24 protein-coding genes and 5 tRNA genes are annotated in these 23,857 nt (G+C 71.2%); 9 read left to right on the top strand and 20 right to left on the bottom strand.

From position 1 onward, the window contains the following. Positions 1 to 31 precede the first annotated feature (31 nt). Complete coding sequence (locus OG736_RS30845; RefSeq protein ID WP_327185266.1) at positions 32 to 1,768, bottom strand: DAK2 domain-containing protein; 1,737 nt, start codon at positions 1,766 to 1,768, stop codon at positions 32 to 34. Positions 1,769 to 2,047: 279 nt separating this feature from the next. On the opposite strand from OG736_RS30845, the gene rpmB reads away from it, so the two are divergent. The 3 genes from rpmB to OG736_RS30830 all read left to right on the top strand — a co-directional run bounded on the left by rpmB (position 2,048) and on the right by OG736_RS30830 (position 6,788). After that, positions 2,048 to 2,233 (top strand): 50S ribosomal protein L28, encoded by a 186-nt coding sequence (rpmB, locus tag OG736_RS30840; protein ID WP_013000438.1) that lies wholly within the window; start codon positions 2,048 to 2,050, stop codon positions 2,231 to 2,233. Between the two features lie 224 nt (positions 2,234 to 2,457). After that, the gene (locus tag OG736_RS30835) at positions 2,458 to 5,547 is read left to right on the top strand and encodes an AfsR/SARP family transcriptional regulator (RefSeq protein ID WP_327185265.1); all 3,090 of its coding nucleotides are present in this window, start codon (positions 2,458 to 2,460) and stop codon (positions 5,545 to 5,547) included. Positions 5,548 to 5,582: 35 nt separating this feature from the next. Further along, positions 5,583 to 6,788 carry an FAD-dependent monooxygenase gene (locus OG736_RS30830; RefSeq protein ID WP_327185264.1) on the top strand — a complete coding sequence of 402 codons (1,206 nt, stop codon included), beginning with the start codon at positions 5,583 to 5,585 and terminating at the stop codon, positions 6,786 to 6,788. Here the strand turns inward: OG736_RS30830 and thiD are convergent. Together thiD and OG736_RS30820 are read right to left on the bottom strand one after the other, a co-directional pair. Further along, positions 6,763 to 7,578 carry a bifunctional hydroxymethylpyrimidine kinase/phosphomethylpyrimidine kinase gene (gene thiD / locus OG736_RS30825; RefSeq protein ID WP_327185263.1) on the bottom strand — a complete coding sequence of 272 codons (816 nt, stop codon included), beginning with the start codon at positions 7,576 to 7,578 and terminating at the stop codon, positions 6,763 to 6,765. The genes OG736_RS30830 and thiD overlap by 26 nt on opposite strands. Next, a complete protein-coding gene (locus OG736_RS30820; RefSeq protein ID WP_327185262.1) occupies positions 7,575 to 8,546 on the bottom strand; it encodes a thiamine-phosphate kinase in 972 nt (323 codons plus the stop codon). The genes thiD and OG736_RS30820 overlap by 4 nt, the downstream gene beginning before the upstream one ends. Before the next feature lie 206 nt (positions 8,547 to 8,752). On the opposite strand from OG736_RS30820, the gene OG736_RS30815 reads away from it, so the two are divergent. After that, positions 8,753 to 8,986 carry an Lrp/AsnC family transcriptional regulator gene (locus OG736_RS30815; RefSeq protein WP_020128743.1) on the top strand — a complete coding sequence of 78 codons (234 nt, stop codon included), beginning with the start codon at positions 8,753 to 8,755 and terminating at the stop codon, positions 8,984 to 8,986. 20 nt (positions 8,987 to 9,006) lie between these two features. Then, a complete protein-coding gene (locus tag OG736_RS30810) occupies positions 9,007 to 9,489 on the top strand; it encodes a DUF3515 domain-containing protein (protein WP_327185261.1) in 483 nt (160 codons plus the stop codon). A 24-nt stretch (positions 9,490 to 9,513) separates the two neighbouring features. Here the strand turns inward: OG736_RS30810 and OG736_RS30805 are convergent, their stop codons facing one another. The 3 genes from OG736_RS30805 to OG736_RS30795 are packed head-to-tail and all read right to left on the bottom strand — an operon-like array spanning position 9,514 to position 12,649. Further along, complete coding sequence (locus OG736_RS30805; RefSeq protein WP_327185259.1) at positions 9,514 to 10,671, bottom strand: D-alanine--D-alanine ligase family protein; 1,158 nt, start codon at positions 10,669 to 10,671, stop codon at positions 9,514 to 9,516. 59 nt (positions 10,672 to 10,730) lie between these two features. Beyond that, the gene (locus OG736_RS30800; RefSeq protein ID WP_314219028.1) at positions 10,731 to 11,741 is read right to left on the bottom strand and encodes an NAD(P)H-dependent glycerol-3-phosphate dehydrogenase; all 1,011 of its coding nucleotides are present in this window, start codon (positions 11,739 to 11,741) and stop codon (positions 10,731 to 10,733) included. Then, positions 11,738 to 12,649: a lysophospholipid acyltransferase family protein gene (locus OG736_RS30795; protein ID WP_327185258.1), complete on the bottom strand. Its 912-nt coding sequence runs from the start codon at positions 12,647 to 12,649 to the stop codon at positions 11,738 to 11,740. Before OG736_RS30795 ends, OG736_RS30800 begins: the two co-directional genes overlap by 4 nt. Before the next feature lie 164 nt (positions 12,650 to 12,813). Here OG736_RS30795 and cofC point away from each other — a divergent pair, with 164 nt between their 5' ends. Together cofC and OG736_RS30785 are read left to right on the top strand one after the other, a co-directional pair. Next, entirely contained in the window at positions 12,814 to 13,452 is a 639-nt protein-coding gene (gene cofC / locus OG736_RS30790) for a 2-phospho-L-lactate guanylyltransferase (RefSeq protein WP_327185257.1), read from the top strand. A 9-nt stretch (positions 13,453 to 13,461) separates the two neighbouring features. Then, positions 13,462 to 13,665: a hypothetical protein gene (locus OG736_RS30785; RefSeq protein ID WP_062641780.1), complete on the top strand. Its 204-nt coding sequence runs from the start codon at positions 13,462 to 13,464 to the stop codon at positions 13,663 to 13,665. Positions 13,666 to 13,767: 102 nt separating this feature from the next. On the opposite strand, the gene OG736_RS30780 is transcribed toward OG736_RS30785, so the two are convergent. The 4 genes from OG736_RS30780 to leuC all read right to left on the bottom strand — a co-directional run bounded on the left by OG736_RS30780 (position 13,768) and on the right by leuC (position 17,117). Further along, positions 13,768 to 14,442 (bottom strand): HU family DNA-binding protein, encoded by a 675-nt coding sequence (locus OG736_RS30780; protein WP_020128750.1) that lies wholly within the window; start codon positions 14,440 to 14,442, stop codon positions 13,768 to 13,770. A 138-nt stretch (positions 14,443 to 14,580) separates the two neighbouring features. Beyond that, the gene (locus tag OG736_RS30775; RefSeq protein ID WP_028806672.1) at positions 14,581 to 14,811 is read right to left on the bottom strand and encodes an SCO5555 family protein; all 231 of its coding nucleotides are present in this window, start codon (positions 14,809 to 14,811) and stop codon (positions 14,581 to 14,583) included. Positions 14,812 to 15,086: 275 nt separating this feature from the next. After that, entirely contained in the window at positions 15,087 to 15,680 is a 594-nt protein-coding gene (gene leuD / locus OG736_RS30770; RefSeq protein ID WP_327185256.1) for a 3-isopropylmalate dehydratase small subunit, read from the bottom strand. A gap of 6 nt (positions 15,681 to 15,686) precedes the next feature. After that, positions 15,687 to 17,117 (bottom strand): 3-isopropylmalate dehydratase large subunit, encoded by a 1,431-nt coding sequence (gene leuC / locus OG736_RS30765; protein WP_327185255.1) that lies wholly within the window; start codon positions 17,115 to 17,117, stop codon positions 15,687 to 15,689. 189 nt (positions 17,118 to 17,306) lie between these two features. Here leuC and ndgR point away from each other — a divergent pair, with 189 nt between their 5' ends. Further along, on the top strand, positions 17,307 to 18,023 hold the full coding sequence (ndgR, locus tag OG736_RS30760) for an IclR family transcriptional regulator NdgR (protein WP_007384919.1): 717 nt from the start codon (positions 17,307 to 17,309) through the stop codon (positions 18,021 to 18,023). Positions 18,024 to 18,163: 140 nt separating this feature from the next. Here ndgR and OG736_RS30755 read toward each other — a convergent pair whose 3' ends face one another. Continuing rightward, complete coding sequence (locus OG736_RS30755; RefSeq protein WP_327185254.1) at positions 18,164 to 18,658, bottom strand: DUF4188 domain-containing protein; 495 nt, start codon at positions 18,656 to 18,658, stop codon at positions 18,164 to 18,166. Between the two features lie 38 nt (positions 18,659 to 18,696). Here OG736_RS30755 and OG736_RS30750 point away from each other — a divergent pair, with 38 nt between their 5' ends. Then, positions 18,697 to 19,341 carry a MerR family transcriptional regulator gene (locus OG736_RS30750; RefSeq protein ID WP_327185253.1) on the top strand — a complete coding sequence of 215 codons (645 nt, stop codon included), beginning with the start codon at positions 18,697 to 18,699 and terminating at the stop codon, positions 19,339 to 19,341. Between the two features lie 70 nt (positions 19,342 to 19,411). Here the strand turns inward: OG736_RS30750 and OG736_RS30745 are convergent. The 9 genes from OG736_RS30745 to OG736_RS30705 form a co-directional block, all read right to left on the bottom strand. Further along, a tRNA-Glu gene (locus OG736_RS30745) sits at positions 19,412 to 19,484 on the bottom strand. A 28-nt stretch (positions 19,485 to 19,512) separates the two neighbouring features. Beyond that, positions 19,513 to 19,584, bottom strand: a tRNA-Gln gene (locus tag OG736_RS30740). Between the two features lie 20 nt (positions 19,585 to 19,604). Further along, positions 19,605 to 19,677, bottom strand: a tRNA-Glu gene (locus OG736_RS30735). Positions 19,678 to 19,739: 62 nt separating this feature from the next. Next, positions 19,740 to 19,812: transfer RNA gene (locus OG736_RS30730), tRNA-Glu, on the bottom strand. 42 nt (positions 19,813 to 19,854) lie between these two features. Further along, positions 19,855 to 19,926, bottom strand: a tRNA-Gln gene (locus OG736_RS30725). A gap of 91 nt (positions 19,927 to 20,017) precedes the next feature. Beyond that, entirely contained in the window at positions 20,018 to 20,746 is a 729-nt protein-coding gene (locus OG736_RS30720; protein WP_327185252.1) for an HAD family hydrolase, read from the bottom strand. Positions 20,747 to 20,841: 95 nt separating this feature from the next. Next, on the bottom strand, positions 20,842 to 22,326 hold the full coding sequence (gene gltX / locus OG736_RS30715; protein ID WP_327185251.1) for a glutamate--tRNA ligase: 1,485 nt from the start codon (positions 22,324 to 22,326) through the stop codon (positions 20,842 to 20,844). Next, complete coding sequence (locus tag OG736_RS30710; RefSeq protein ID WP_020128759.1) at positions 22,319 to 23,104, bottom strand: fumarylacetoacetate hydrolase family protein; 786 nt, start codon at positions 23,102 to 23,104, stop codon at positions 22,319 to 22,321. The genes gltX and OG736_RS30710 overlap by 8 nt, the downstream gene beginning before the upstream one ends. Positions 23,105 to 23,251: 147 nt before the next feature. After that, on the bottom strand, positions 23,252 to 23,440 hold the full coding sequence (locus OG736_RS30705) for a hypothetical protein (protein WP_078615648.1): 189 nt from the start codon (positions 23,438 to 23,440) through the stop codon (positions 23,252 to 23,254). Between the last annotated feature and the right edge of the window lie 417 nt (positions 23,441 to 23,857).

Here is a 23,857-nt window from a genome sequence, read left to right as displayed (position 1 = left end):
CTGCACCCCTACTGCACTCCTACGCCGACGTCTACTCCACCCCGATCAACACCAACGCACCCTGCCGTCCTCCCCGGTACACCACCGTGTCCACGGCGAGGTAGGCCTCCCGCACCCGTGTCTCCAGGTGCTCGGCGACGCCTTCGGGCGCCTCGTCGCCGAGCACCAGGGTGACGAGTTCGCCGCCCGCCGCCAGCATGCGGTTCAGGACGGTCTCGGCGGCGGCGGTGACATCGGAGCCGATGACGGCCACGTCGCCGTCGATCAGCCCGAGGACGTCACCGGCCTGGCAGATGCCGGCCATGGTCCACGACTGGCGCTCGGCGACGGTGACCTCGGCGTAGCGGGTGGCGCCCGCCGCCGAGGTCATGGAGACCACGTCCTCGTCGAAGCGGCGGTCCGGCTCGTGCACGGCCAGCGCGGCGATCCCCTGGACCGCGGACCGGGTGGGGATCAGCGCCACCCGGATGCCCTCCGTGCGGGCCTGCTCGGCGGCCGCGGCGGCGGTGTGCCGCAGATCGGCGTCGTTGGGCAGCAGCACGACCTCACGCGCGTGTGCCCGTCGTACGGCCTCGACGAGCTCTCCGCTGGCGGGCGGCTCCCCGGGACGCGCGAGCACGGTGGTCGCGCCCGCCTCGGTGTACAGCCCGGCCAGGCCCTCGCCGGGCACCACGGCGACGACCGCCCGCTGGACGCGCTCGCGCGGCGGACGCTCACCACCGCGCGTGTGCGCGTCGTCGGCGCCGAAGTGGGTGATGCGGATCCGGTACGGCCGGCCCGCCTCGACGCCCGCCTCCACGGCGGCGCCCGCGTCGTCCACGTGCACGTGCACGTTCCACAGGCCGTCGCCGCCGACCACGACCAGCGAATCGCCCAGGGCGTCCAGCCGCTGCCGCAGCCGCGCCACGGCCGTGTCCTCGGCCTCCAGCAGATAGATCACCTCGAAGGCGGGACCGCCTTCACCGCTCTCGCCTTCCCCGCGGCCTTCGCCGTCCGGTCCGTCGCCGGCGCGGTCCGCCACCCGCGCGGCTTCCACGCGCCCGTGGGCGGCTGCTGCGGCAGCGGCTGCCGACACGGCGCCCGAGAGCTCCGGCACCTCCCCGGTGAACGTCTCCACCAAGGCCGCGAGAACCGCGACCAGCCCCCGGCCGCCCGCGTCCACCACTCCGGCGTGCTCCAGGACGGCCAGCTGGCCCGGGGTGGCGGCGAGCGCCACGCACGCCCCCCGGTAGGCCGCCCTGGCGACCGTCCCGCAGTCCCCCTCGGCTCCCTCCGCCGCGTCGGCGGCGGCCGAGGCGACCGACAGCACGGTGCCCTCGACGGGGTGGGCGACGGCCTGGCGTGCGGAGTCGGCCGCGTGCCGAAGGGCCAGGCCGAGCCCGTCCCCGTCGGTGTGAGGGGTCTCACCCTCGGCGGTGAGCACCTGGGCCATGCCGCGCAGCAGCTGCGCGAGGATCGTCCCCGAGTTCCCGCGCGCCCCGATGAGCGCGCCGTGCGCCATCGCGCGCGCGGCGTCGGCGAGAGAGGGCTTCCCGGCAGGCACGGAGCCGGCACCGGAACCGGCCTCGTAGCCGGCGAACACCGCCTCGACGGCGGTCGCCGCGGACTCGACGGTCAGGTACAGGTTGGTGCCGGTGTCCCCGTCCGCGACCGGATAGACGTTGATCGCGTCGATCTCCTCGCGCGCCCGGCCCAGCGCCGTGAGCGCCAGGCCGCACCAGGTACGCACCGCGAGAGCATCGAAGAATGTCTGCGGCACCTGCGCCACCTGCGCCTCCTTGAGCTGCTGGACTGGACGCAGCGTAGACCCCGGGCCGGGGTCCGCCGGAAAGCGGGCCGGGCAGGAGCGGGCGGGGACCGACCGGGGCGGGGGGCAGGGCCCTGAGCAGCCATGGTAGTTTCGTTGCACTGGCGCAGTCGTTGTATGCTGCTCCGGTTGCCCGATCCGCATCGGGCCATCCCCCTGGCAGCGCCACTCAGATCCTAGATCCTGATCCCGGCATGCCGGGATCATCCGTAAGTGCATCTGAAGTCTTTGGAGTGACCCGTGGCTGCCAACTGCGACGTCTGTGGCAAGGGGCCGAGCTTCGGCAACAACATCTCGCACTCGCACCGCCGTACGTCCCGTCGCTGGAACCCCAACATCCAGCGCGTCCGTACCGTGGTGGGCGGGACGCCGAAGCGCGTGAACGCTTGCACCTCGTGCATCAAGGCCGGCAAGGTCTCGCGCTGACGCACATCCCCCCACTCTCGACTCCGCTCGAGCCGGGGGGACCCCCAACGCGCGCGGCCACTGCTGGTTCGCTGCATAGAGCCGGTCCACCCAGGTGGGCCGGCTTTCTGCTGCGCCCAGGATCCCGGTGCCCCAGATCGCGGTGCCTCTGATCCCGGGGTCCTCGATCCCGGTGCCCCCAGATCGCGATGCCCGGGCTCCCGCCGCCTGCCAGACTCCGGGGAATGCGCTTCGGCATCCTGGGCACCCTCGACCTCCGCACCGGCGACAACACACCCGTCGACCCCGGCGGTCCCCGTCCCCGCGCCCTGCTCAGCCTCCTGCTGCTCGAGGCCGGCCGTGGCGTCTCCGTGGAGCGCCTGACCGACGGTCTGTACGGCGCCGAGCCGCCCTCCGGAGCGGGCAACGCGCTCCAGTCCCAGATCTCCCGGCTGCGCCGCCGCCTGGCCCCGCACGCGCAGATCGAGGCCACTCCCGCCGGCTACCGGCTGGCCGTCCCGCCCGACGCCGTCGACCTCCACCGCTTCGAGCGGCTGACCGGCCAGGGGCGGGCCGCTCTCGCCGCCGGGGACCCCGCCGGGGCGGCCACCCTGCTGCGCGAGGCCCTCGCCCTCTGGCGCGGCCCCGCCCTGCCCGACCTCCCCGACGCGCACGCCGAGCGGGCCCGGCTCGACGCACTGCGGCTGAGCGCCGTACAGGACCGGGTCGAGGCGGATCTCCTGCTCGGCGCCGGGTCCGACCTGGTGCCCGAGCTGCGGGGCCTGCTGACCGCGCACCCGCTGGGCGAGCGGCTGTACGGACAGCTGATGAGGGCCCTGCACGCGGGCGGGCGGCCCGCCGAGGCGCTCGCGGTGTTCGAGGAGGCCCGGCGGGTCCTCGTCGAGGAGTTGGGCGCCGACCCGTCGCCCGAGCTGGCCGCGCTCCACCTGGAGCTTCTCCGGGGCGGCGGGTCCGGTCGGTCCTCCCTGCCCGTGCAGCTCACCCGCTTCGTCGGCCGCGAGAGCGAACTGGCCCGGATCGCCGAGGCACTGTCCGAGGCGCGGCTCGTCACCCTCACCGGGCCGGGCGGCGCCGGAAAGACGCGGCTGGCCATCGAGGCGGCACGCGCGCGCGGTGAGGCGCCGCTCCTCCCCTCCCCCTCGGCGGCTCGTGAGGACGTGTGTTTCGTCGAGTTGGCGCCGCTCGCCGACGGAGCGCGGATCCCGTACGCCGTGCTCGCGGCGCTCGGGGTGCGTGAAGGGTTCCGTACGCCCGCCGGGGACGGCGCGGGCCGGCTGTCGGCGGTGCTGGAGGACCGCGAGCTGCTGCTGGTGCTCGACAACTGCGAGCACCTGATCGAGGACGCGGCCCGGCTGACGGCCCTGCTGCTCGCGTCCTGCCCCGGGGTGCGTGTGCTGGCGACGAGCCGGGAGTCGCTCGGGATCACCGGCGAGGTGCTCGTCCCGGTGCCGCCGCTGCCGCCGGATCCCTCGGTGCGGCTGTTCCTGGACCGCGCGCGTGCCGTGCGGCCCGGTTTCGACGGCCACGCGCGCGTGCCCGGCATCTGCGCGGCCCTCGACGGGCTGCCGCTGGCGATCGAGCTGGCGGCTGCCCGGCTGCGCACCCTGACCCCGGACGAGCTGGCCGACCGGCTCGACGACCGGTTCCGGTTGCTGTCCCGCGGCGACCGATCCAAGGCGCCCCGGCACCGCACCCTGCGCGCCGTCGTGGAGTGGAGCTGGGACCTGCTGGACGAGGAGGAGCGGGAGCTGGCCCGCCGGTTCACGGTGTTCTCCGGGGGTGCCACGCTGGACGCGGTGGAGACGGTGTGCGGGCTGCCGTACCCGGAGGACCTGCTGGCCTCACTGGTGGAGAAGTCCTTCCTGGAGGTGACCGACAGCCCGGCGGCGGCCGAGGGCCGGTACCGCATGCTGGAGACGATCCGGGTGTTCGCCGCGGAGAAATGCGCCGGTGAACCGGCCCTGCGGGACGCGCACGCCCGGTACTTCCTGCGGCTGGCCGAGCGGGCGGAACCGTGTCTGCGCGGCCGGGACCAGCTCCCCTGGCTGGCCCGGCTGGACGCCGAGCACGACAACCTGGACGCGGCCATGGGCCTCCTGACCGCCACCGATCCCTCCGCCGCCCTGCGGCTCATGGCGACGCTCACCTGGTTCCGGCGGCTGCGCGGGCTGCACGGCGAACAGCTGCCGCAGGCCCGCGCGCTGCTGGCGGCCGTGGGGGACGAGCCGGTCGGCGAGCCGACCGAGGAGTACGCGCTCTGCCTGATGAACACCGTCGCCGGGCGGGGCGACGACCCCGACGAGGCGGCGCGCGTCGCGCGCGCGGTGGTCGTGATGCGGTCACTGGACCGGCCGCTGCGGCTGCCGTTCACCGTGATCGTGTGGTCGCTCACCGGCGGCCCCCTGCTCGCCGCGGACGAGCAGGTCCGCGTCCAGGTCGGTGAGGAGCCGTGGGGTCACGCACTGCTCGACCTCGGCCTCGCCTACCAGGAGCTCTACGCCGGCCGCGCGACCGCCGCGGAGGCCTCCTTCGCCCGTTCCCTGGTGGGCTTCCGGGCCACCGGCGACCGCTGGGGCATGGCGAACTGCCTCGATCCGCTGGCCCTGTTCGCCGACGGCCGCGGCGACCACGCGCGCGCACTGGAGCTGCTCGACGAGGGGCTGGCGTACGTGCGGGAACTGGAGGCCCCGGAGGAGATCGCGGACCTGCTGCGCTCCCGCGCGGCCGTGCTGCTGCACCGAGGTGACGCCGAGGAGGCGGCCTCGCACTTCACCCGCTCCGCGGCGCTGGCCCGCACGGCGGGTGTGCCCGACAAGGTGGCCGGCGCCCGGCGGGGCCTCGGTGACGTGGCCCGGCTGTCCGGCGACACCGCCCACGCGCGCGTGCACTACGAGAGCGGTCTGGAGCTGTGCACCGCCACCTGGTTCAGCACGAGCGAGACGGTACGGCTCCTCGTCGGGCTGGGGCGCACTGCCGCTGCGGAGGGACAGGACGAAACGGCCCGGGAGTGGTTCGAGCAGGCCCGCGCACCGGCACTGGAGTCGTTCGACGTCCTGGCACTGGCCGATCTGGCCGACGCCCTGGCCTCCGTCGCCCCGCGACCCGAACGCGCGGCCGAGCTCCTGGGCGCCGCCGCGGGCCTGCGGGGCACGGTCCTCCTCGGCGACCCCGATGTCGTCCGCACGGTGAACGACGTCCGCGCAAGGCTGTCCCCGCAGGCGTACGACACGGCCTTCGCGCGGGGCCGCAGCCGGCGGTCGGCGGCGGTCGGCGAACCGCAGAGGGACGGCAAGAGGGCGGTAGGCGGGCGGTAAGCGGACGGTCAGCGGTCGCCGCGAGGCTCCTGCCCATGACGAAGACCCACAGCAGCCTCAGCCACCTGTCCGTCCTGATCTCCGGGGCGAGCGTCGCCGGTCCGGCGCTCGCGCTGCATCTCGTCCGGTACGGCGCCCGCGTCACCGTCGTCGAGCGGTCCCCGGATCTGCGCGCGGGCGGCTTCGCCGTCGACTTCCGGGGGCACGTCCACCGCGAGATCCTCACCTCCATGGGCATCTGGGACGAGATCCACGCCCGTCAGACCCGCATGGGCCGCCAGATCGTCGTCGCCGAGGACGGCTCGCCGCGCGTGGACCTGCCGGCCGAGATGATGAGCGGTGATGTCGAGATCCTCCGCGGCGACCTCGCGCAGATCATGTACGAACGCACGCGGGACCACGTCGAGTACGTCTTCGGCGACTCGATCGCCGGCCTCACGGACACCGCCGCGGGTGTCGACGTGACCTTCGAGGAGAACGTCCCGCGCCGCTTCGACCTCGTGATCGGCGCCGACGGCCTGCACTCGAACACGCGTCGGCTGGTCTTCGGCGACGAGTCCCGCTGGCTGCGCTTCTTCGATCACTACGTGGCCGCCTTCGAGGTCCCCAACGACCTGGGCCTGGACCGTACCGGCCGGCTGTACAGCGAGCCCGGCCGTGCGATCGCCCTGGGCAACTACGACGGCGACCCCGACCGCGCCGGAGCACTGCTGGTCTTCCGTTCGGAACAACTCGCCTACGACCGGGGGGACATCGCCGCGCAGAAGCGGATCCTCGCCGAGCGGTTCGCGGGAATGGGCTGGGAGGCGCCGAGGGTCCTCGAGGCGCTCACGGACGCCGACCGGCTGTACTTCGACGCGATCGCGCAGATCCACGTCGACCGCCTCGCCGAGGGCCGGGTGGCCCTGCTGGGGGACGCCGGGTACGGCGCGACCATGGGCGGCATGGGGACGGGCGCGGCCGTCGTCGGCGCCTACGTCCTGGCCGGTGAGCTGGCCCTCGCGGGCGGCGACCACCGGACCGCGTTCGCCGAGTACGAGAACAGGATCCGGTCCTTCGCCAAGGGCTGCCAGAAGATCTCCGGCAACGCGGGCCCCTTCTTCGCCCCGCCGACCGAGCGGCGCATCCGCAACCGGGACCGGATGTACCGGCTGCTCGGCTCGCCGCTGCTGGCCGGCGTCTTCAAACGGCTCACCGAGAAGGCGGCGACCGACATCAGGCTCCGGCCGTACCCCGGGTGAGATCCCAGCCGTGGTCCACGGGACCGATGCCGGCGCCGAGCGCGAACCCGGCGGCGATCGCCCCGGTGACGTAACGCTTGGCCGCCGCCACCGCCTCCGGTACGGAACTCCCCTGCGCCAGCTGTGCCGCGATCGCGGACGCGAGGGTGCAGCCCGTGCCGTGCGTGTGCCGGTTGTCGTACCTCGGCGCCCGCAGCCAGTGCTCCTCGTCCCCGTCCGTCAGCAGGTCGACGGCGGCACCGGGGAGATGGCCGCCCTTGATGAGCGCCCAGCGCGGCCCGTACGCCAGCACGGCGGCCGCCGCGTCCCGCAGCTGATCCTCCGACTCGACCCGCACGCCCGTCAGTTGGGCCACCTCGTCGAGGTTCGGGGTGGCGACGGTGGCGACCGGCAGCAGCTTCGTCCGTACGGAGTCCAGCGCGGAGGCGGCCAGCAGCGGGTCCCCGTGCTTGGAGACCCCGACCGGGTCGACGACGACGGGAGCACCGGTGCCCGCGAGCAACTCGGCGACCGTCTCGACGAGTTCGGCGGAAGCGAGCATCCCCGTCTTCACCGCCTGGACGCCGATGTCGTCGACGACGCTGCGGTACTGGGCGCGTACCGCCTCCACCGGCAGCTCCCAAGCTCCTTGCACGCCTTGCGAGTTCTGCGCGGTGACCGCCGTGATCACGCTCATGCCGTGCACGCCGAGCGCGAGCATCGTCTTCAGGTCGGCCTGGATCCCGGCCCCGCCGCCGGAGTCGGAGCCGGCGACGGTCAGCACCCGGGGCGGGGTCCCGAGCGCGCTCACGACTCCATGTCCCCGTCCCCGAAGTGGTCCCAGCCGCCCTTGCTGGTCCAGGGCGCCCCGTCGACCGTCACCTGGGGCAGGGCGGACGGGTTGAGCACCTCGCCGATCACCTTCCAGCGGGCGGGCAGCTTCACGTCCGGCGGGAAGGTCGCCACGATCGCGTGGTCCTCTCCCCCGGTCAGCACCCACTGGATCGGGTCGACGCCGACGGCCTGCCCGATGTCGTTCATCTGGGTGGGGATGTCGATGGCGCCGGAGCGGATGTCGATCCGGACCTTGCTGGCCTCGGCGATGTGCCCGAGGTCGGCGATGAGCCCGTCGCTGACGTCGCACATCGCCGTCGCGCCGAGCGAGGCCGCCGCCGGACCCGCGTGGTACGGCGGCTCGGGACGCCGGTGGGCCTCCACGAAGGCGCGGGGCGAGCGGAAGCCGCGGGAGAGGACCGCGTACCCGGCGGCGGACCAGCCGAGCCAGCCGGTCACCGCGACGAGGTCGCCGGGCTGGGCGCCGCCCCGGGTGACCGGCTCCTGGTTGCGCAGGTCGCCGAGCGCGGTGATCGACACCATGATCGTGTCGCCCCGTACGACGTCGCCGCCGACCACCGAGGCACCCGCGACCTGGCACTCGTCGCGCAGGCCGTCCATCATCTCGGACGGCCAGGTGACCGGCAGTTCCGCGGGCACGACGAGGCCGAGCAGCAGGGCCGTCGGCACCGCGCCCATGGCGGCGATGTCGGCGAGGTTCTGCGCGGCGGCCTTACGGCCCACGTCGTAGGCCGTGGACCAGTCGCGGCGGAAGTGCCGGCCCTCCAGCAGAATGTCGGTGCTGGCCACGACCCGGCGGTCGGGCGCGGCGACCACCGCGGCGTCGTCGCCGGGGCCGACCCGTACCGCGGGGGTGGTGGTGAGACGGGAGGTGAGCTCCCTGATGAGCCCGAACTCCCCGAGCTCACCAACAGTGCCCTTCATTGCCCTTTCGCCCCTTCTGTACCTGTCCGTGCCCGGTCGCGCGTAACCAGTGTCCTCGATACGGTCGAGTCAGCCGTCAACTTCTGTCGTGCCTGCACCCCGGCGCGCGAGCCGTGGTTCGCGCAGGTCTCCCCGCGGCGAGCGGCGACGCGATACCGTGGCGTTCCTTTTCCCCACATGATCCTCGTGGCCGCCCTGGAGGTTCCGTGGTACAGGCGTACATCCTGATCCAGACCGAGGTCGGCAAAGCGTCGACCGTCGCCGAGGAGATCGGCAAAATCCCTGGCGTCGTCCAGGCCGAGGACGTGACGGGACCTTATGACGTGATCGTGCGGGCCCAGGCCGACACCGTGGACGACCTCGGCCGCATGGTGGTCGCCAAGGTCCAACAGGTGGACGGAATCACCCGCACCCTGACCTGCCCGGTCGTGCATCTGTAGCCCCCGTCTAACCTTGGCCGGTGAACCTTTTCCGTCACCGGCCCATCGGCCTGCCCCCGCTCGCCCTCCTGCTGCTCGCGGTGGGCTGCTCCTCAGCAGACGGTGACACGTCGGTGGCGGTTCCCAGCCCCTCGGCATCGGTCACGAAGCTGTGCCGAAACCTGGACGAGGCGCTGCCGTCCACCGTGGACGAGTCCGGCCGCGGGGATCCCTCACCCGCGTCCGCGCTGACCGCGGGCTGGGGGAACCCGGCGATCATACTGCGCTGCGGTGTCGAACGACCCGAGAAGATGAGCGACGAGAACGCGGACGGGGTCGAGGTGGACGGCGTGGGGTGGCTGATGGAGGAGCGCGACGGCGGGGCGTTCCGGTTCACCACCACCCTGCGCAGGGCGTACGTCGAGGTGACGATCCCGAAGGACCGCGCGGGAGACGGCATGGCGCCGCTCGTCGACCTGGCGCCCTCCGTCAAGAAGGCGATCCCCGAAGGGATCGCCGACTAGGACGGGTCCTGGTTCGAGACCGGGTCAGCGCAGTCCGGTGGACCTGCGCAGGGCCGCCTGGACGAGGCGGTCCACCAGCTCGGGGTAACCGATGCCGGTCGCCTGCCACATCTGCGGGTACATCGAGATCGGGGTGAAGCCGGGCATCGTGTTGATCTCGTTGATGACGAACTCGCCCTCGTCCGTGAGGAAGAAGTCCGCCCGGACCAGGCCCTCGCAGGACGCCGCCTCGAAGGCCTCCACCGCCAGCCTGCGGACCTCCGCCGTCTCCTCGTCCGTCAGCGGCGCCGGGACGATCCCCGGGGTCGAGTCGATGTACTTGGCGTCGAAGTCGTAGTACGCGTGCGCGTCCGGCGGCGGGATCTCGGCCGGGACGGAGGCGCGGGGGCCGTCCTCGAACTCCAGGACACCGCACTCGATCTCGCGGCCCCGCAGCGCCGCCTCGACCAGGATCTTCGGGTCGTGGCGCTGGGCCTCGGCGATCGCCTCGTCGAGCCCGGAAAGGTCGTCGACCTTGGTGATGCCGATGGACGAACCCGCGCGCGCGGGCTTCACGAAGAGCGGCCAGCCGTGGTCGCCGGCGAAGTCGACGATCTTCTTTCGGGCGGCCGACTCGTCCCGGGCCCACTCTCGCGGCCGGATCACCACGTACGGGCCGACCTTGAGCCCGAAGGAGGTGAACACCCGCTTCATGTACTCCTTGTCCTGGCCGACGGCCGAGGCGAGCACACCCGCGCCCACGTACGGGACGCCGGAGAGCTCCAGCAGGCCCTGAAGGGTGCCGTCCTCGCCGTACGGGCCGTGCAGGACCGGGAAGACGACGTCGACCTCGCCGAGTGCCTTCGGCACCGATCCCGGCTCGTAGTAGACGACTTCGCGGTTGGCGGGGTCGACGGGGAGCACCACGCCCCCGTCCCGCGACTCGGCGAGTTCGTCCACGTCGGGCGTACGGCGGTCGGTGATCGCCATCCGCTCGGGTGCGTCGGCGGTGAGGTACCAGCGGCCCTCACGCGTGATGCCGATCGGCAGGACCTCGTACTTGGTCCGGTCGATGGCCCTGAGGACCGCGCCGGCCGTGACCACGGAGATCCCGTGCTCGGAGCTGCGACCGCCGAAGACAACGGCCACCCGCGGCTTGCGGACGGGCTGCTGAGGGCTCTGGGGGAGGTTCTCGGTGCTCATATCGGCTTGAGAGTACCCGGTGGTAGGGCCGGGAGTCAGCGTCCGCCCACCGGGTTCGCTCAGCGTCGCTCGGGCTTCGCGCTGCGCGACATCAGCTCCTTGAGGGCGACCACCGGAGGCTTGCCCTCGTGGACGATGCCGACGACCGTCTCGGTGATGGGCATGTCGACGCCGTGCCGGCGGGCCAGATCCAGCACCGACTCACAGGACTTGACGCCCTCGGCGGTCTGCCGGGTGACCGCGATGGTCTCCTGGAGGGTCATGCCCTTGCCGAGGTTGGTGCCGAAGGTGTGGTTGCGGGAGAGCGGCGAGGAGCAGGTCGCCACCAGGTCGCCGAGCCCGGCGAGTCCGGCGAAGGTCAGCGGGTCCGCGCCCATCGCCAGGCCCAGCCGGGTGGTCTCGGCGAGGCCGCGCGTGATCAGCGAGCCCTTGGCGTTGTCGCCGAGGCCCATGCCGTCCGCGATGCCGACCGCGAGGCCGATCACGTTCTTGACCGCGCCGCCCAGCTCACAGCCCACCACGTCGGTGTTGGTGTAGGGGCGGAAGTACGGCGTGTGGGAGGCGGCCTGGAGCTTCTGGGCGACGGCCTCGTCGGTACAGGCGACCACGGCCGCGGCGGGCATCCGGGAGGCGATCTCCCGCGCGAGGTTGGGCCCGGTGACGACGGCGATCCGGCCCGGGCCCACCTTGGCGACGTCGTCGATGACCTCGCTCATCCGCATGGTCGTACCGAGCTCGACGCCCTTCATCAGCGACACCAGGACGGTGTTCGGGGCGAGCAGCGGCGTCCAGTCGGCGAGGTTGGCGCGCAGGGTCTGCGAGGGGACCGCGAGGACGGTGAAGTCGGCGTCCCGGGCGGCCTCGGCCGCGTCGGCGGTGGCGCGCAGGTTGCGCGGGAGTTCGACGCCGGGGAGGTAGTCGGGGTTGGTGTGCGTGGAGTTGACCGCGTCGACGAGCTCGGGGCGGCGTGCCCACAGCGTCACCTCGCAGCCCGCGTCGGCGAGGACCGTACCGAAGGCGGTCCCCCATGATCCGGTACCGAAGACGGCCGCCTTCACGGACTTGCTCACTTGCTGTTCTCCCCCTCGTGACTGGTCTGCGCCTGCGTGGTCTTCGTGTGACCACTCTGCGCGTGGCTGGTCTGCGCGTGTCCGGACACCGCGCCGTCGATCTCCACGTCGATCTCCGCGGCGGTCTCGGCGCCCGACTCCGCACGGGCCTGCGCACCGAATACCGCCCCGGTCTCCGCCCGGGTGCGGCGGCGCTGCTCGATCCGCTCGCGGCGCGGGTCGTAGGGCGTCTCGGGCGCCTTCTCGCCGCGGATCTCCTCCAGCTGGGCGGTGACGGCCGCCATGATGACCTCCGTCGCCTCCTTGAGGAGTTCCGGGGTCATCTCCTGGCCGTAGAACCGCGTGAGGTCCACGGGCGGGCCGGCCAGCACGTGGTGGGTCTTGCGCGGAAGGAGGTTGGGCTTCCGGGCGTACGGCGGCAGCAGTTCGTTGGCGCCCCACTGGGCGACGGGGATCACCGGGCACTTGGTCTGGAGGGCGACGCGCGCGGCACCGGTCTTGGCGGTCATCGGCCAGCCGTCGGGGTCGCGGGTCAGGGTGCCCTCGGGGTAGAACGCGACGCACTCGCCGCGCTCCACGGCGTCGATCGCGGCCCGGAAGGCGCTCAGCGCGTCCGTGCTCTCGCGGTAGACGGGGATCTGCCCGGTGCCGCGCATCGCGGCACCGACGAATCCCTCCTTGAAAAGACCGCTCTTCGCCAGGAATCGCGGCACGCGTCCGCTGTTGTACTGGAAGTGCGCGTAGGCGAAGGGATCGACATGCGAATTGTGGTTCACCGCGGTGATAAAGCCGCCGTCGGCCGGAATATGCTCCATTCCGTGCCAGTCCCGCTTGATCAGAACCACCAGCCAGGGTTTGCAGAGGACCGCAGCGAAGCGGTACCAGAAGCCGATTCTGCGGCGGGGCACGCGGACACCTTCCTCTAGGACTTCCCATGGCCTGCTCCGGGGCCTGGGGGCCGCACAAGTGTCGCCCCGGGCCGCCGGTCTGTCGAGAACACGGTACGCCCGCGCGTCCGGCCGACGGATGGGCCGGGTGACAATGGCCGCGACAAGAGAGGGACGGTACGCCGGTGCAGTGGACCTTGGTCATACCCCTGAAGCCCTTGGCGCTGGCCAAGAGCAGGCTCGCGGACACCGCCACCGACGGGCTGCGCCCGGGCCTCGCCCTCGCCTTCGCCGAGGACACCGTGGCGGCCGCGCTGGCCTCACCTGCGGTGCGGGATGTGGCCGTAGTCACGGACGACGCCCTGGCCGGGCGGGTGCTGGCAGCCCTGGGAGCCCGGATCGTCGCCGACGAGCCGCGCGGGGGCCTCAACGCCGCCCTGGCCCACGGGGCCGCCGCCGTACGCGCCTTCCGCCCCGATTCCCCGCTGGCGGCCCTGAACGCCGATCTGCCGGCCCTGCGCCCGTCGGAATTGGCCCGGGTCCTGGACGCTGCCGGGGAATTCCCCCGCTCTTTTCTCCCGGACGCCGCCGGGATCGGCACCACGCTTCTCGCCGTCGCAGCCGGCCGTGAATTGCTTCCCGCATTCGGCACGGATTCCCGTGCCCGGCACCGCTCCTCCGGGGCCGTGGAACTCCGCACGGAGGGGGTGGATTCCGTTCGCCAGGACGTGGACACCGGCGAGGATCTGCGCGCGGCGCTGTCCCTGGGTGTGGGTTCCCGGACGGCCGCGGCGGCGGCGCATCTGCTGATTCCCGGGCAGTAGGCTGCCGCCATGCAGGCGACCGCATACACGTACGACCCCGACACCCGCAGCGGACAGGTGCTGCTGGACGACGGCACACCGGTGCCCTTCGACGCCCCGGCGTTCGACGCGGGCGGGCTGCGGCTGCTGCGGCCCGGGCAGCGGGTGCGGATCGAGGTGGAGGGGCCGAAGGACAGCCCCCGGATCACCCTGGTGACGCTCCAGACGTTCTGACGGGCTCGGGCTCCTCGCCGAGGGCCCCGGCGCCCGCCCGACACGCCGCGGGCCGGACTTCCGAGAGGGAGTCCGGCCCGGCGCGTGAGTGCCCCTGCTGTCCTACGCCTTGCGGGCGGTGGTCTTCTTGGCGGTGGTCTTGCGCGCGGTCGACTTCTTGGCGGGGGCCTTGGTCGCCGTCGCCTTCTTCGCGGCCGGAGCCTTCTTGGCCGTCGTCTTCTTGGCGGTGGCGGACTTCGCGGTGGTGGTCTTCTTCGCGGCCGCGGTCGTCTTCTTGGTCGTGGCCTTCTTCGCGGTGGTCTTCTTGGCGGTGGCCGTGGTCTTCTTCGCGGCGGCCGTCGTCTTCTTGGCGGCGGCCGTGGTCTTCTTCGCGGCGGCCGACGCCCTCTTCGCCGGGGCGGCCTTCTTCGCGGCGGCCTTCTTGACCGTGGCGGAAGCGCCGCCGGTCAGGCTGCCCTTGGGGGCCTTCTTGACGGCGACCTCGCCACCGCGCGGGAGCTTCTTCGAGCCGCTCACCAGGTCCTTGAAGCCCTGTCCTGCGCGGAAGCGCGGCACGGACGTCTTCTTGACCCGAACCCGCTCGCCCGTCTGGGGGTTGCGAGCGTAGCGGGCCGGCCGGTCGACCTTCTCGAACGAACCGAAGCCGGTGACCGAGACCCGGTCTCCCGCGACCGTCGCGCGGACGATGGCGTCCAGGACCGCGTCGACCGCCTCGGCGGCCTGCTGGCGGCCGCCCACCTTGTCGGCAATCGCTTCTACGAGCTGCGCCTTGTTCACGTCTTCCCCTTCGGAGACATTAGCCGGAACGAAACTGTTCAAGCTTTTTCGCACGTTAGGCAGATATATACCGCAAATCAAACACGAAACGGGCTAATCACCCTTGTGCCGCAACGAAATCGGCTGCTCCGGAGACGATCAACGCTCCCCTTCGGGCATTCGCCCCTCGTCGAGGTCCGCCATGAACCGCTCCAGACGCCTTGTCGCATCGGCGAGATCGTGCTTGGCCGCGGCCGTAATGACCAGCAGCTTCCGGGTCAGCGCCATCCGTACGCCCTCCGGGACTTGCAGTGCACGCACTCTTGTGTGCGCTTCCTTGAGCTGGTTCGCGACCGCCGTATAGAGCTCGAGTTGGCCGTCGTGTTCCATGCACAGATTGTGCCATCTGGGGCGAGTTGTCGCCCGCCCAGGGGGCAACTGCCGCCTCGAACGGCCGCTCCGGCACTTCCGGCGGTCGCTTCCACACCAGGCGCGTACCCCGGCAACAACCCCTCTAACGTGGGACGTTGGGAGGCAGGGCGAAGATTCACGGGGCCGAACGGGTGCAGACACAGCCGTACCCCCGATCGGACCGATCGGGGGTACGGCGGGGGTGTCGCGGTGGCCGAAACTCGACCTGCTCAGGGCCTGCTCGGGCCCCGGGGTCAGAGCTGGAGCGTCCTCGGCTTGTGCGTCGGGCGCTTGGCCTCGTAGGCGGCGATGTCGCCCTCGTTCTGGAGGGTGATGGAGATGTCGTCCAGCCCGTTCAGCAGCCGCCAGCGGGAGTTCTCGTCCAGCTCGAAGGAGGCGGTGATGCCCTCGGCCCGCACCTCACGCGCCTCGAGGTCCACCGTGATCTCGGCCTGCGGGTCCTGCTCGGTGAGCTCCCACAGCGCGTCCACGATCTTCTGCTCGATCACCACCGTGAGCAGGCCGTTCTTCAGCGAGTTGCCCCGGAAGATGTCGGCGAAGCGGGACGAGATCACGGTCTTGAAGCCGTAGTTCTGGAGTGCCCAGACGGCATGCTCACGGGAGGAACCGGTGCCGAAGTCGGGGCCGGCGACCAGAACGCTCGCGCCCTGCCGCTCGGGGCGGTTGAGGATGAAGGTCTCGTCCTTGCGCCAGGCCTCGAACAGCCCGTCCTCGAACCCGTCCCGCGTGACCTTCTTGAGCCAGTGAGCAGGGATGATCTGGTCGGTGTCGACGTTGGAGCGACGCAGCGGGACGGCCCGGCCGGTGTGCGAGATGAATGCTTCCATGACTGATCAGACTCCAGCGGGCGTACGGGTCTCGGCGTCGGACAGGTCGGCCGGGGAGGCCAGGTGGCCCAGGACGGCCGTGGCGGCCGCGACCTGCGGCGACACCAGGTGCGTACGACCGCCCTTGCCCTGCCGGCCCTCGAAGTTGCGGTTGGAGGTGGACGCCGAGCGCTCACCCGGGGCCAGCTGGTCGGGGTTCATGCCGAGGCACATCGAGCAGCCCGCGTGCCGCCATTCGGCGCCGGCGTCCTTGAAGACGACGTCCAGACCCTCGGAAACGGCCTGGAGACCGACCCGCACCGAACCGGGGACGACCAGCATCCGTACGCCGTCGGCGACTTTGCGGCCCTCGACGATGGCGGCGGCGGCCCGCAGGTCCTCGATCCGACCGTTGGTGCACGAGCCTACGAAGACGGTGTCCACGTTGATGGAGCGCAGCGGCTGCCCGGCCTCCAACCCCATGTATTCCAGGGCCTTTTCGGCGGCGAGGCGCTCCGAAGCGTCTTCGTACGAAGCCGGGTCGGGGACGGACGCCGAAAGCGGCGCGCCCTGACCGGGGTTGGTGCCCCAGGTGACGAACGGCGACAGCGCGGCGCCGTCGATGACGACCTCGGCGTCGAACTCCGCGTCCGCGTCCGTCTTCAGCGTCTTCCAGTACTCGACCGCAGCGTCCCAGTCCGCGCCCTCGGGAGCGTGGTCGCGGCCCTGGATGTACGCGAAGGTGGTCTCGTCGGGGGCGATCATGCCCGCGCGGGCGCCGGCCTCGATCGACATGTTGCAGATGGTCATCCGGGCCTCCATCGAAAGCTTCTCGATGGCGGAACCCCGGTACTCCAGGATGTAGCCCTGGCCGCCGCCGGTACCGATCTTGGCGATGATCGCCAGGATCAGGTCCTTGGCGGTCACGCCGTCGGCCAGCTCGCCCTCGATCGTGATCGCCATGGTCTTGGGGCGGGCCAGCGGCAGCGTCTGGGTGGCCAGCACGTGCTCGACCTGCGAGGTGCCGATGCCGAACGCCAGCGCGCCGAACGCGCCGTGCGTGGAGGTGTGGGAGTCGCCGCAGACGACGGTGGTGCCGGGCTGGGTCAGACCCAGCTGCGGGCCGACGACGTGCACGACGCCCTGCTCGACGTCACCGAGCGGATGCAGCCGCACACCGAAGTCGGCGCAGTTCTTGCGCAGCGTCTCCAGCTGGGCGCGCGAGACCGGGTCGGCGATCGGCTTGTCGATGTCGAGGGTCGGGGTGTTGTGGTCCTCGGTCGCGATGGTGAGGTCGAGACGGCGCACCGGGCGGCCGTTCTGCCGCAGCCCGTCGAAGGCCTGCGGGCTGGTCACCTCGTGCAGAAGGTGCAGATCGATGAAGAGGAGGTCGGGCTCGCCCTCGGCGCGCCGGACGACGTGGTCGTCCCAGACCTTCTCCGCGAGTGTCCTACCCATCGCTTTCCCTCCGGCCGGCAATGACGCACCGGCCCAACTAGAGATCTTGTGGAGGCGACGCCCGTTGCCCCTGTTCCCGGGCACCCGCCGCCAGGCCCGTTGGTCCGCGGGCCACCATGCGTCCAAGGGTTGCGCGTCTCACGGAAAAATGAACTTGCGTTTCACAGAGTGAGACGGGAGTATCGTTGCATGGACAACAGTAGCGGCGTCGGCGTTCTGGACAAGGCAGCCCTTGTCCTGAGCGCCCTGGAGTCCGGTCCGGCCACCCTCGCAGGCTTGGTCGCTGCCACCGGACTCGCACGACCCACGGCTCACCGGCTGGCCGTGGCTTTGGAACACCACCGTATGGTGGCGCGCGACATGCAGGGCCGTTTCATCCTCGGCCCCCGCCTGGCCGAGCTGGCCGCGGCCGCCGGCGAGGACCGCCTCCTGGCCACCGCCGGCCCGGTGCTGACGCATCTGCGTGACATCACGGGCGAGAGCGCACAGCTCTACCGCCGCCAGGGCGACATGCGCATCTGCGTGGCCGCGGCGGAGCGCCTGTCCGGCCTTCGGGACACGGTCCCGGTCGGTTCCACGCTGACGATGAAGGCCGGTTCCTCGGCCCAGATCCTGATGGCCTGGGAGGAACCCGAGCGTCTGCACCGCGGCCTCCAGGGCGCCCGCTTCACGGCGACGGCCCTGTCGGGCGTACGGCGCCGCGGCTGGGCCCAGTCCATCGGTGAGCGCGAGCCGGGCGTCGCGTCCGTGTCGGCTCCCGTCCGCGGCCCCTCCAACCGCGTGGTGGCCGCCGTCTCCGTCTCGGGCCCCATCGAGCGCCTGACCCGCCACCCCGGCCGTATGCACGCCCAGGCGGTCATCGACGCGGCCGCCCGCCTGTCGGAGGCCCTGCGCAGGACGGGCTGACGCCGACCGGGAAAGGGGCCGCCTCAACGCCGCGGCAGCCCTCGAACCGACGGCGTCACCGACCGACCCGGGGCACGGGGAACCGCGCCACCAGCCACAGCGCACCCGCACCACACCCGTGAGACACCGGCCGCGGCCCCCTACGGCGCGGACCGGTGGGCGAAACGGTCCCTCGCGTACCGCCCCCGCCCCTCCAGCGGAACCTGCCCATGCGCCGCCGCGAGGCCGAACGCCGGCATGTCCCCGTAGATCGCCTCGTACGACCCCTCCGGCACGACGTACGTCTCGTGCCAGATCCCCACGTGCCCGCGCACCTTCCCGCCCCGTTCCATGCGGTTGATCTTCGCCCAGGCCTCGTGGTGGAACGCGTCGGGCGCGGTCGCGTAGGCGTAGAGCTTCTCCTTCGACTCCCAGTACTGGACGACGTAGTACGTCCGCGGCGAGGCCGTCAGGAGCACCCGGGAGAGCAGACCGCGGCCCGGATCCTTCTTCAGCTCCGCCAGCATGCGGAACATCGCCAGCATGACCGGCACCCACTGGTGCACGGCCCAGAAGTGGTTGACGCGCATTCCGATCAGCAGGACGACCACGTCTCCCCGGGCGTCCGCGGTGGTACGGCTGGCTGTGAAGGACATGCTTGGATAGTGCCGCTAACCAACGAAGGGCACAAGGCATGCGGCTGGCCGAACTGAGCGAACGCAGCGGTGTGTCCACCGCGACGATCAAGTACTACCTGCGCGAGGGGCTCGTGCCGCCCGGCCGCCAGGTGAACGCCACGACCGCCGAGTACGACGACGAGCATCTGCGCCGGCTGCGACTGGTGCGGGCGATGATCCAGGTGGGCGGGCTGCCGGTGGCCACGGTCCGTGACGTGCTCGGCCATGTCGACGACGAGTCCCTGGGCCGCACGATCCGGCTCGGCGCGGCCCTGTGGGCGCTGCCGCAGGTCCCAGTGCCGGACGCGGAGGACGAGTACGTGCGCGCCGCCCACCTGGAGGCGGACGAACTGCTGGGCACCCTGGGCTGGTCGAACGCCCGGCAGTTGACGACCATCTCTCCCGCCTACCGCTCACTGGTGGTGGCGGTGGCCGCGCTGCGCCGGCTCGGCTACGACTGGAACGCCGAACTTCTCGTGTCCTACGCCCGGTTGATGCACCGGGCGGCCGTGCTGGACCTGGACTTCGTGGAGACCCGGGAGTCGGAGCCGGAGCGGATCGAGGCGGCGGTGCTGGGCGCGATCCTCGTCGAGCCGATGATGCAGGCGCTGCACCGGCTGGCGCAGGAGGAGGAGTCGGCGCGGCGGTACGGCTTCGAATGAGGCCGTACACACGGAAAGAGTCCGGATACGCGGAAAGCCCCCCGCCGAAGCGAGGGGCTTTCCGATTGCGTACCCCCGACCGGATTCGAACCGGCGCTACCGCCTTGAGAGGGCGGCGTGCTAGGCCGCTACACAACGGGGGCCTAGATCATGCGTTTCCGCAGATCAGAGCTGGTCTACCAGGACTCGAACCTAGAATGACGGTACCAGAAACCGTAGTGTTGCCAATTACACCATAGACCAAGGTGATTCAATGAAAAGCGTACCCCCGACCGGATTCGAACCGGCGCTACCGCCTTGAGAGGGCGGCGTGCTAGGCCGCTACACAACGGGGGCCCTAGCGATCCTGCATCGAGGTGAGAGGGAGCTACCCGAGCTCTCCTCGCGGGAAGGATCTGTACCCCCGACCGGATTCGAACCGGCGCTACTGCCTTGAGAGGGCAGCGTGCTAGGCCGCTACACAACGGGGGCTTCGTGGAGTAGATCTCCACAGGCGCAGATAAGCTCTGCGAGCTGGCCTACCTGGACTCGAACCAAGACTAACTGAACCAGAATCAGTCGTGCTGCCAATTACACCATAGGCCACTGGAACGCAAGCCCCGCAGGGGTTCTTGTTCTAGCGTTGCTCCTCCGGTTCCGGCCTTTCGGCCCGCTCCCCGGCGGCGCAGGAAGAACATTACCCGAAGGTGGACCGGGCTCCAAAACGGGTATCGGGGCCGAGGATCGCGGGCAGTTCGGCGAGCGAGACGATCCGGTGGCGCCCGGACGGGAGCTCGACGGTGGCCGTGCCGTGGCGGTCGATCCACACGGAGAGCAGTCCGGCGTCGGCGGCGCCCCGGCCGTCGATCTCCGGATGGTCACCGACGTAGGCCACCTGGTGCGGGGCCAGCGACAGGGCCTCGCAGGCCGCGAGGAAGGCGCCGGCCTCAGGCTTGGAGACGCCGAGTTCCGCCGCGCACAGGATGACCTCGAAACGGTCGTGGACGCCGAGGGTGCGCAGCTTGTGGTCCTGGACGTGGATGCTGGAGTTGGAGAGCACGGCGTGGCGGTGGCTGGCGGCGAGGTCGTCGAGCACGGGCAGGACGTCCGGGAAGAGCGACCAGGCCGCCTCGTAGTGCGCGTGGTACCGCAGGAGCCAGTCGTCGGCCTCCGCGTCGGCCATCTCGCGGTCCAGGAACGCCCGTACCCGGTCCCGGCGCTGGTCCTCGAAGGTGATCCCGCCCGCCGAGAACCGGGCCCAGTGCTCTTCGGTGACCTCCCGCCACCGCGCGAGTCCCGCCTCCGCGGTACCGAACCGGTCGAGCAGCCCCTCGGCGGTCAGATAGGACCGCATGCCCTCGCGGTCGGCGGTCGTGTAGTCGAAGAGGGTGTCGTCCACGTCCCAGACCACGGCGAGGATGCTCATGATCCAACGGTAACGCGGCGGCGGCCGCCCTGTCCGGGGGATGCCGAAGGGGCGGCACCCGGTCACCGGGTGCCGCCCCTCGGGCGCGGGTGCGGCTATGCGGCGAGCTTCGCCAGGGCCGCGTCGACGCGGGCCAGCGTCTTCTCCTTGCCCAGGATCTCCAGGGACTCGAAGAGCGGCAGGCCGACCGTGCGGCCGGTGACGGCGACACGGACCGGGGCCTGGGCCTTGCCGAGCTTGAGGCCGTGCGCCTCGCCGGCGGCCAGGACGGCCTCCTTCAGGGACTCGGACGAGGTCCAGTCGGCGGCCGCCAGCTTCTCCCGGGCCGTCGTGAGCAGCGCGTCGCTGCCCTCCTTCATCGCCTTCGTCCAGCTGGCCTCGTCGAAGACCGGCTCGGGGAGGAAGAGGAAGTCGACGTTGTCGGTGATCTCCGACAGCACCTTCAGACGGGTCTGGGCGTGCGGGGCGATCGCCTCCCACCTGGCCTCGTCGAAGTCCTGCGGGGACCAGGGGGCGTAGGGGGCCTTCAGCCAGGGCGCGCAGCGCTCCGTGAAGTCCTTCACGTCCAGCAGGCGGATGTGGTCGGCGTTGATCGCCTCGCACTTCTTCAGGTCGAAGCGCGCCGGGTTGGGGTTGACGTCCGCGATGTCGAAGGCCGCGGTCATCTCGTCCATCGTGAAGATGTCCTGGTCGGCCGAGAGCGACCAGCCGAGCAGCGAGAGGTAGTTGAGCAGGCCCTCGGGGAGGAAGCCGCGCTCGCGGTAGAGGTTGAGCGAGGACTCCGGGTCCCGCTTCGACAGCTTCTTGTTGCCCTCGCCCATCACGTACGGCAGGTGACCGAAGTGCGGGGTCCCCTGGGCGATGCCCAGTTCGGTCAGCGCCTTGTAGAGGGCGATCTGGCGGGGGGTGGAGGAGAGCAGGTCCTCGCCCCGCAGGACGTGCGTGATCTCCATCAGCGCGTCGTCCACCGGGTTGACCAGCGTGTACAGCGGGGCGCCGTTCGCACGGACGATGCCGAAGTCGGGCACGTTCTCCGGGGTGAACGTCAGCTCGCCGCGGACCAGGTCAGTGAAGGTGATCGTCTCGTCGGGCATGCGGAAGCGGACGATCGGCGTGCGGCCCTGGGCCTGGTACTCCGCCACCTGCGCGTCGGTGAGGTCGCGGCAGTGGCCGTCGTAGCCGGAGGGCCTGCCGGCCGCGCGGGCGGCGTCGCGGCGGGTGTCCAGCTCCTCCTGGGAGCAGTAGCAGTGGTAGGCGTGGCCGGCGTCGAGGAGCTTGCGGGCGACGTCGGCGTAGAGGTCCATCCGCTGCGACTGGCGGTACGGCGCGTGCGGGCCGCCGACCTCGGGGCCCTCGTCCCAGTCGAAGCCCAGCCAGCGCAGCGAGTCCAGGAGCTGGTTGTAGGACTCCTCGGAGTCACGGGCCGCGTCGGTGTCCTCAATGCGGAAGACCAGCGTGCCCTGGTGGTGCTTGGCGAACGCCCAGTTGAACAGGGCGGTGCGGACCAGGCCCACGTGGGGGTTACCGGTGGGCGAGGGACAGAAACGGACGCGTACGGGGGAGCCGGGTGCGCTAGCCACGCTTGACAACCTTGTTGGTGAGAGTGCCGATGCCTTCGATGGTGACGGCGACCTCGTCGCCGACGACCAGGGGGCCTACCCCTGCCGGGGTGCCCGTGAGGATCACGTCGCCGGGGAGCAGCGTCATGGCCTCGGTGATGTTGACGATCAGATCCTCGATCGAGTGGATCATCTCGCTGGTGCGGCCGAGCTGCCGCTGCTGCCCGTTGACCGTCAGCTGGACGGTGAGGTCGCCCGCGGTCTCGAGGTCCAGGCCGGTCTCCACCCAGGGGCCCAGCGGGCACGAGGTGTCGAAGCCCTTGGCCCGGGCCCACTGCTTCTCGCGCTTCTGGACGTCGCGGGCGGTGACGTCGTTCGCGCAGGTGTAGCCGAAGATCACGTCCTTGACGCGCTCCCGGGGGACCTCGCGGCAGAGCCGGCCGATGACCACGGCGAGCTCGGCCTCGTGATGGACCTCTTCGGAGAAGGCCGGGTACTGGATGGCGTCGCCGGGGCCGATCACCGAGGTGGACGGCTTGAAGAAGGCGAACGGGGCGTCCGGCACCTCGTTGCCCAGCTCGCGCGCGTGCTCGGCGTAGTTGCGGCCGAAGGCCACGACCTTGTTGGGCAGGACGGGCGGGAGCAGCCGGACCTTGCTCAGCGGCACCTTGGTGCCGGAGAGCTCGAAGTCCGTGAACGGGATGCCCTTGATGATGTCGAGGACGAGCTCGTCCGGCTTGTCGCCCTCGACCGCGCCGAAGGCGACGTTCCCGTCGATGGAGAACCTGGCGATGCGCACGGGTTGGTTGGCCCCTTGACTGAGCTGGCTGGAGTGTGACGCCCCAGGCTAACGCGGAAGGGCGTCCCCGGCCGGGGACGCCCTTGACATCCGTGGGTGGCCGCCTTGAGCATTCGGCGGCCCGTGCCCGTATCTCCGCGTGAAGATCTACTCCGCGACGGAGGCTGCCACCGGCACCTCCATGAGGATGGTGCGCTTGGGGTTCGCAGTCTGGGCGGGAAGTTCGACGGAGTGCTCCTGCTGCTCCGGGAGCTGGAGGTCGTCGGCGTCCGTGAGGTGCGCCAGGGTCGTACGCCGGGGGTTGGCGATCTTGTGGAACATCGTCGTCGTCTTCACTGTTGTACGTGACCCTGTCGTGTCCGGGCGTCCGGGAAGCCCTCAAGGGCCTCCGCACGGACGCGGTTTGTCGGATGTGCCATCCCTGTAAAGCGTCAGGCTAAACACGCGATTCCCGGTGAAGACGTGAAGGTCGCATGATCAGCGTGTGAGTTTGCTCACGAATCAAGGGGCAAAGCGGGCATTTCCGACCGTCGAGTGACCGTTACGAAACGGACATTGGCCACCTGAAGCGCTCATTCCGCTCCTGATCATGGCGACTGGGACACCACTCGATCGCCACCCCTTCACACCCTTATGTCCGCCTTATGTGGGATGGGTTTCTACATCCCGTAACTTGACCCTCACGTCGTGTCACGGATGTCACAGCCTGGCCAACGGGCCTTGTTGGAGATCCTGCACTGTGCTGGAATTCCT

This window comes from Streptomyces sp. NBC_01334, assembly GCF_035983595.1.
Taxonomy (GTDB): Bacteria; Actinomycetota; Actinomycetes; order Streptomycetales; family Streptomycetaceae; genus Streptomyces; species Streptomyces coriariae.
The sequence above is the reverse complement of the archived record's forward strand: the minus strand, read 5'-3'. Positions and strand labels throughout refer to the sequence as shown.

Coding starts and splice junctions, on each gene's coding strand:
- OG736_RS30835 (WP_327185265.1), top strand. CDS start 2,458: ATGCGCTTCGGCATCCTGGGCACCCTCGACCTCCGCACCGGCGACAAC.
- leuC (WP_327185255.1), bottom strand. CDS start 17,117: ATGGGTAGGACACTCGCGGAGAAGGTCTGGGACGACCACGTCGTCCGG.
- OG736_RS30750 (WP_327185253.1), top strand. CDS start 18,697: ATGCGGCTGGCCGAACTGAGCGAACGCAGCGGTGTGTCCACCGCGACG.
- OG736_RS30720 (WP_327185252.1), bottom strand. CDS start 20,746: ATGAGCATCCTCGCCGTGGTCTGGGACGTGGACGACACCCTCTTCGAC.
- OG736_RS30785 (WP_062641780.1), top strand. CDS start 13,462: ATGCAGGCGACCGCATACACGTACGACCCCGACACCCGCAGCGGACAG.
- OG736_RS30830 (WP_327185264.1), top strand. CDS start 5,583: ATGACGAAGACCCACAGCAGCCTCAGCCACCTGTCCGTCCTGATCTCC.
- OG736_RS30755 (WP_327185254.1), bottom strand. CDS start 18,658: ATGTCCTTCACAGCCAGCCGTACCACCGCGGACGCCCGGGGAGACGTG.
- ndgR (WP_007384919.1), top strand. CDS start 17,307: ATGGACAACAGTAGCGGCGTCGGCGTTCTGGACAAGGCAGCCCTTGTC.
- OG736_RS30820 (WP_327185262.1), bottom strand. CDS start 8,546: ATGAAGGGCACTGTTGGTGAGCTCGGGGAGTTCGGGCTCATCAGGGAG.
- leuD (WP_327185256.1), bottom strand. CDS start 15,680: ATGGAAGCATTCATCTCGCACACCGGCCGGGCCGTCCCGCTGCGTCGC.
- OG736_RS30805 (WP_327185259.1), bottom strand. CDS start 10,671: ATGAGCACCGAGAACCTCCCCCAGAGCCCTCAGCAGCCCGTCCGCAAG.
- OG736_RS30775 (WP_028806672.1), bottom strand. CDS start 14,811: ATGGAACACGACGGCCAACTCGAGCTCTATACGGCGGTCGCGAACCAG.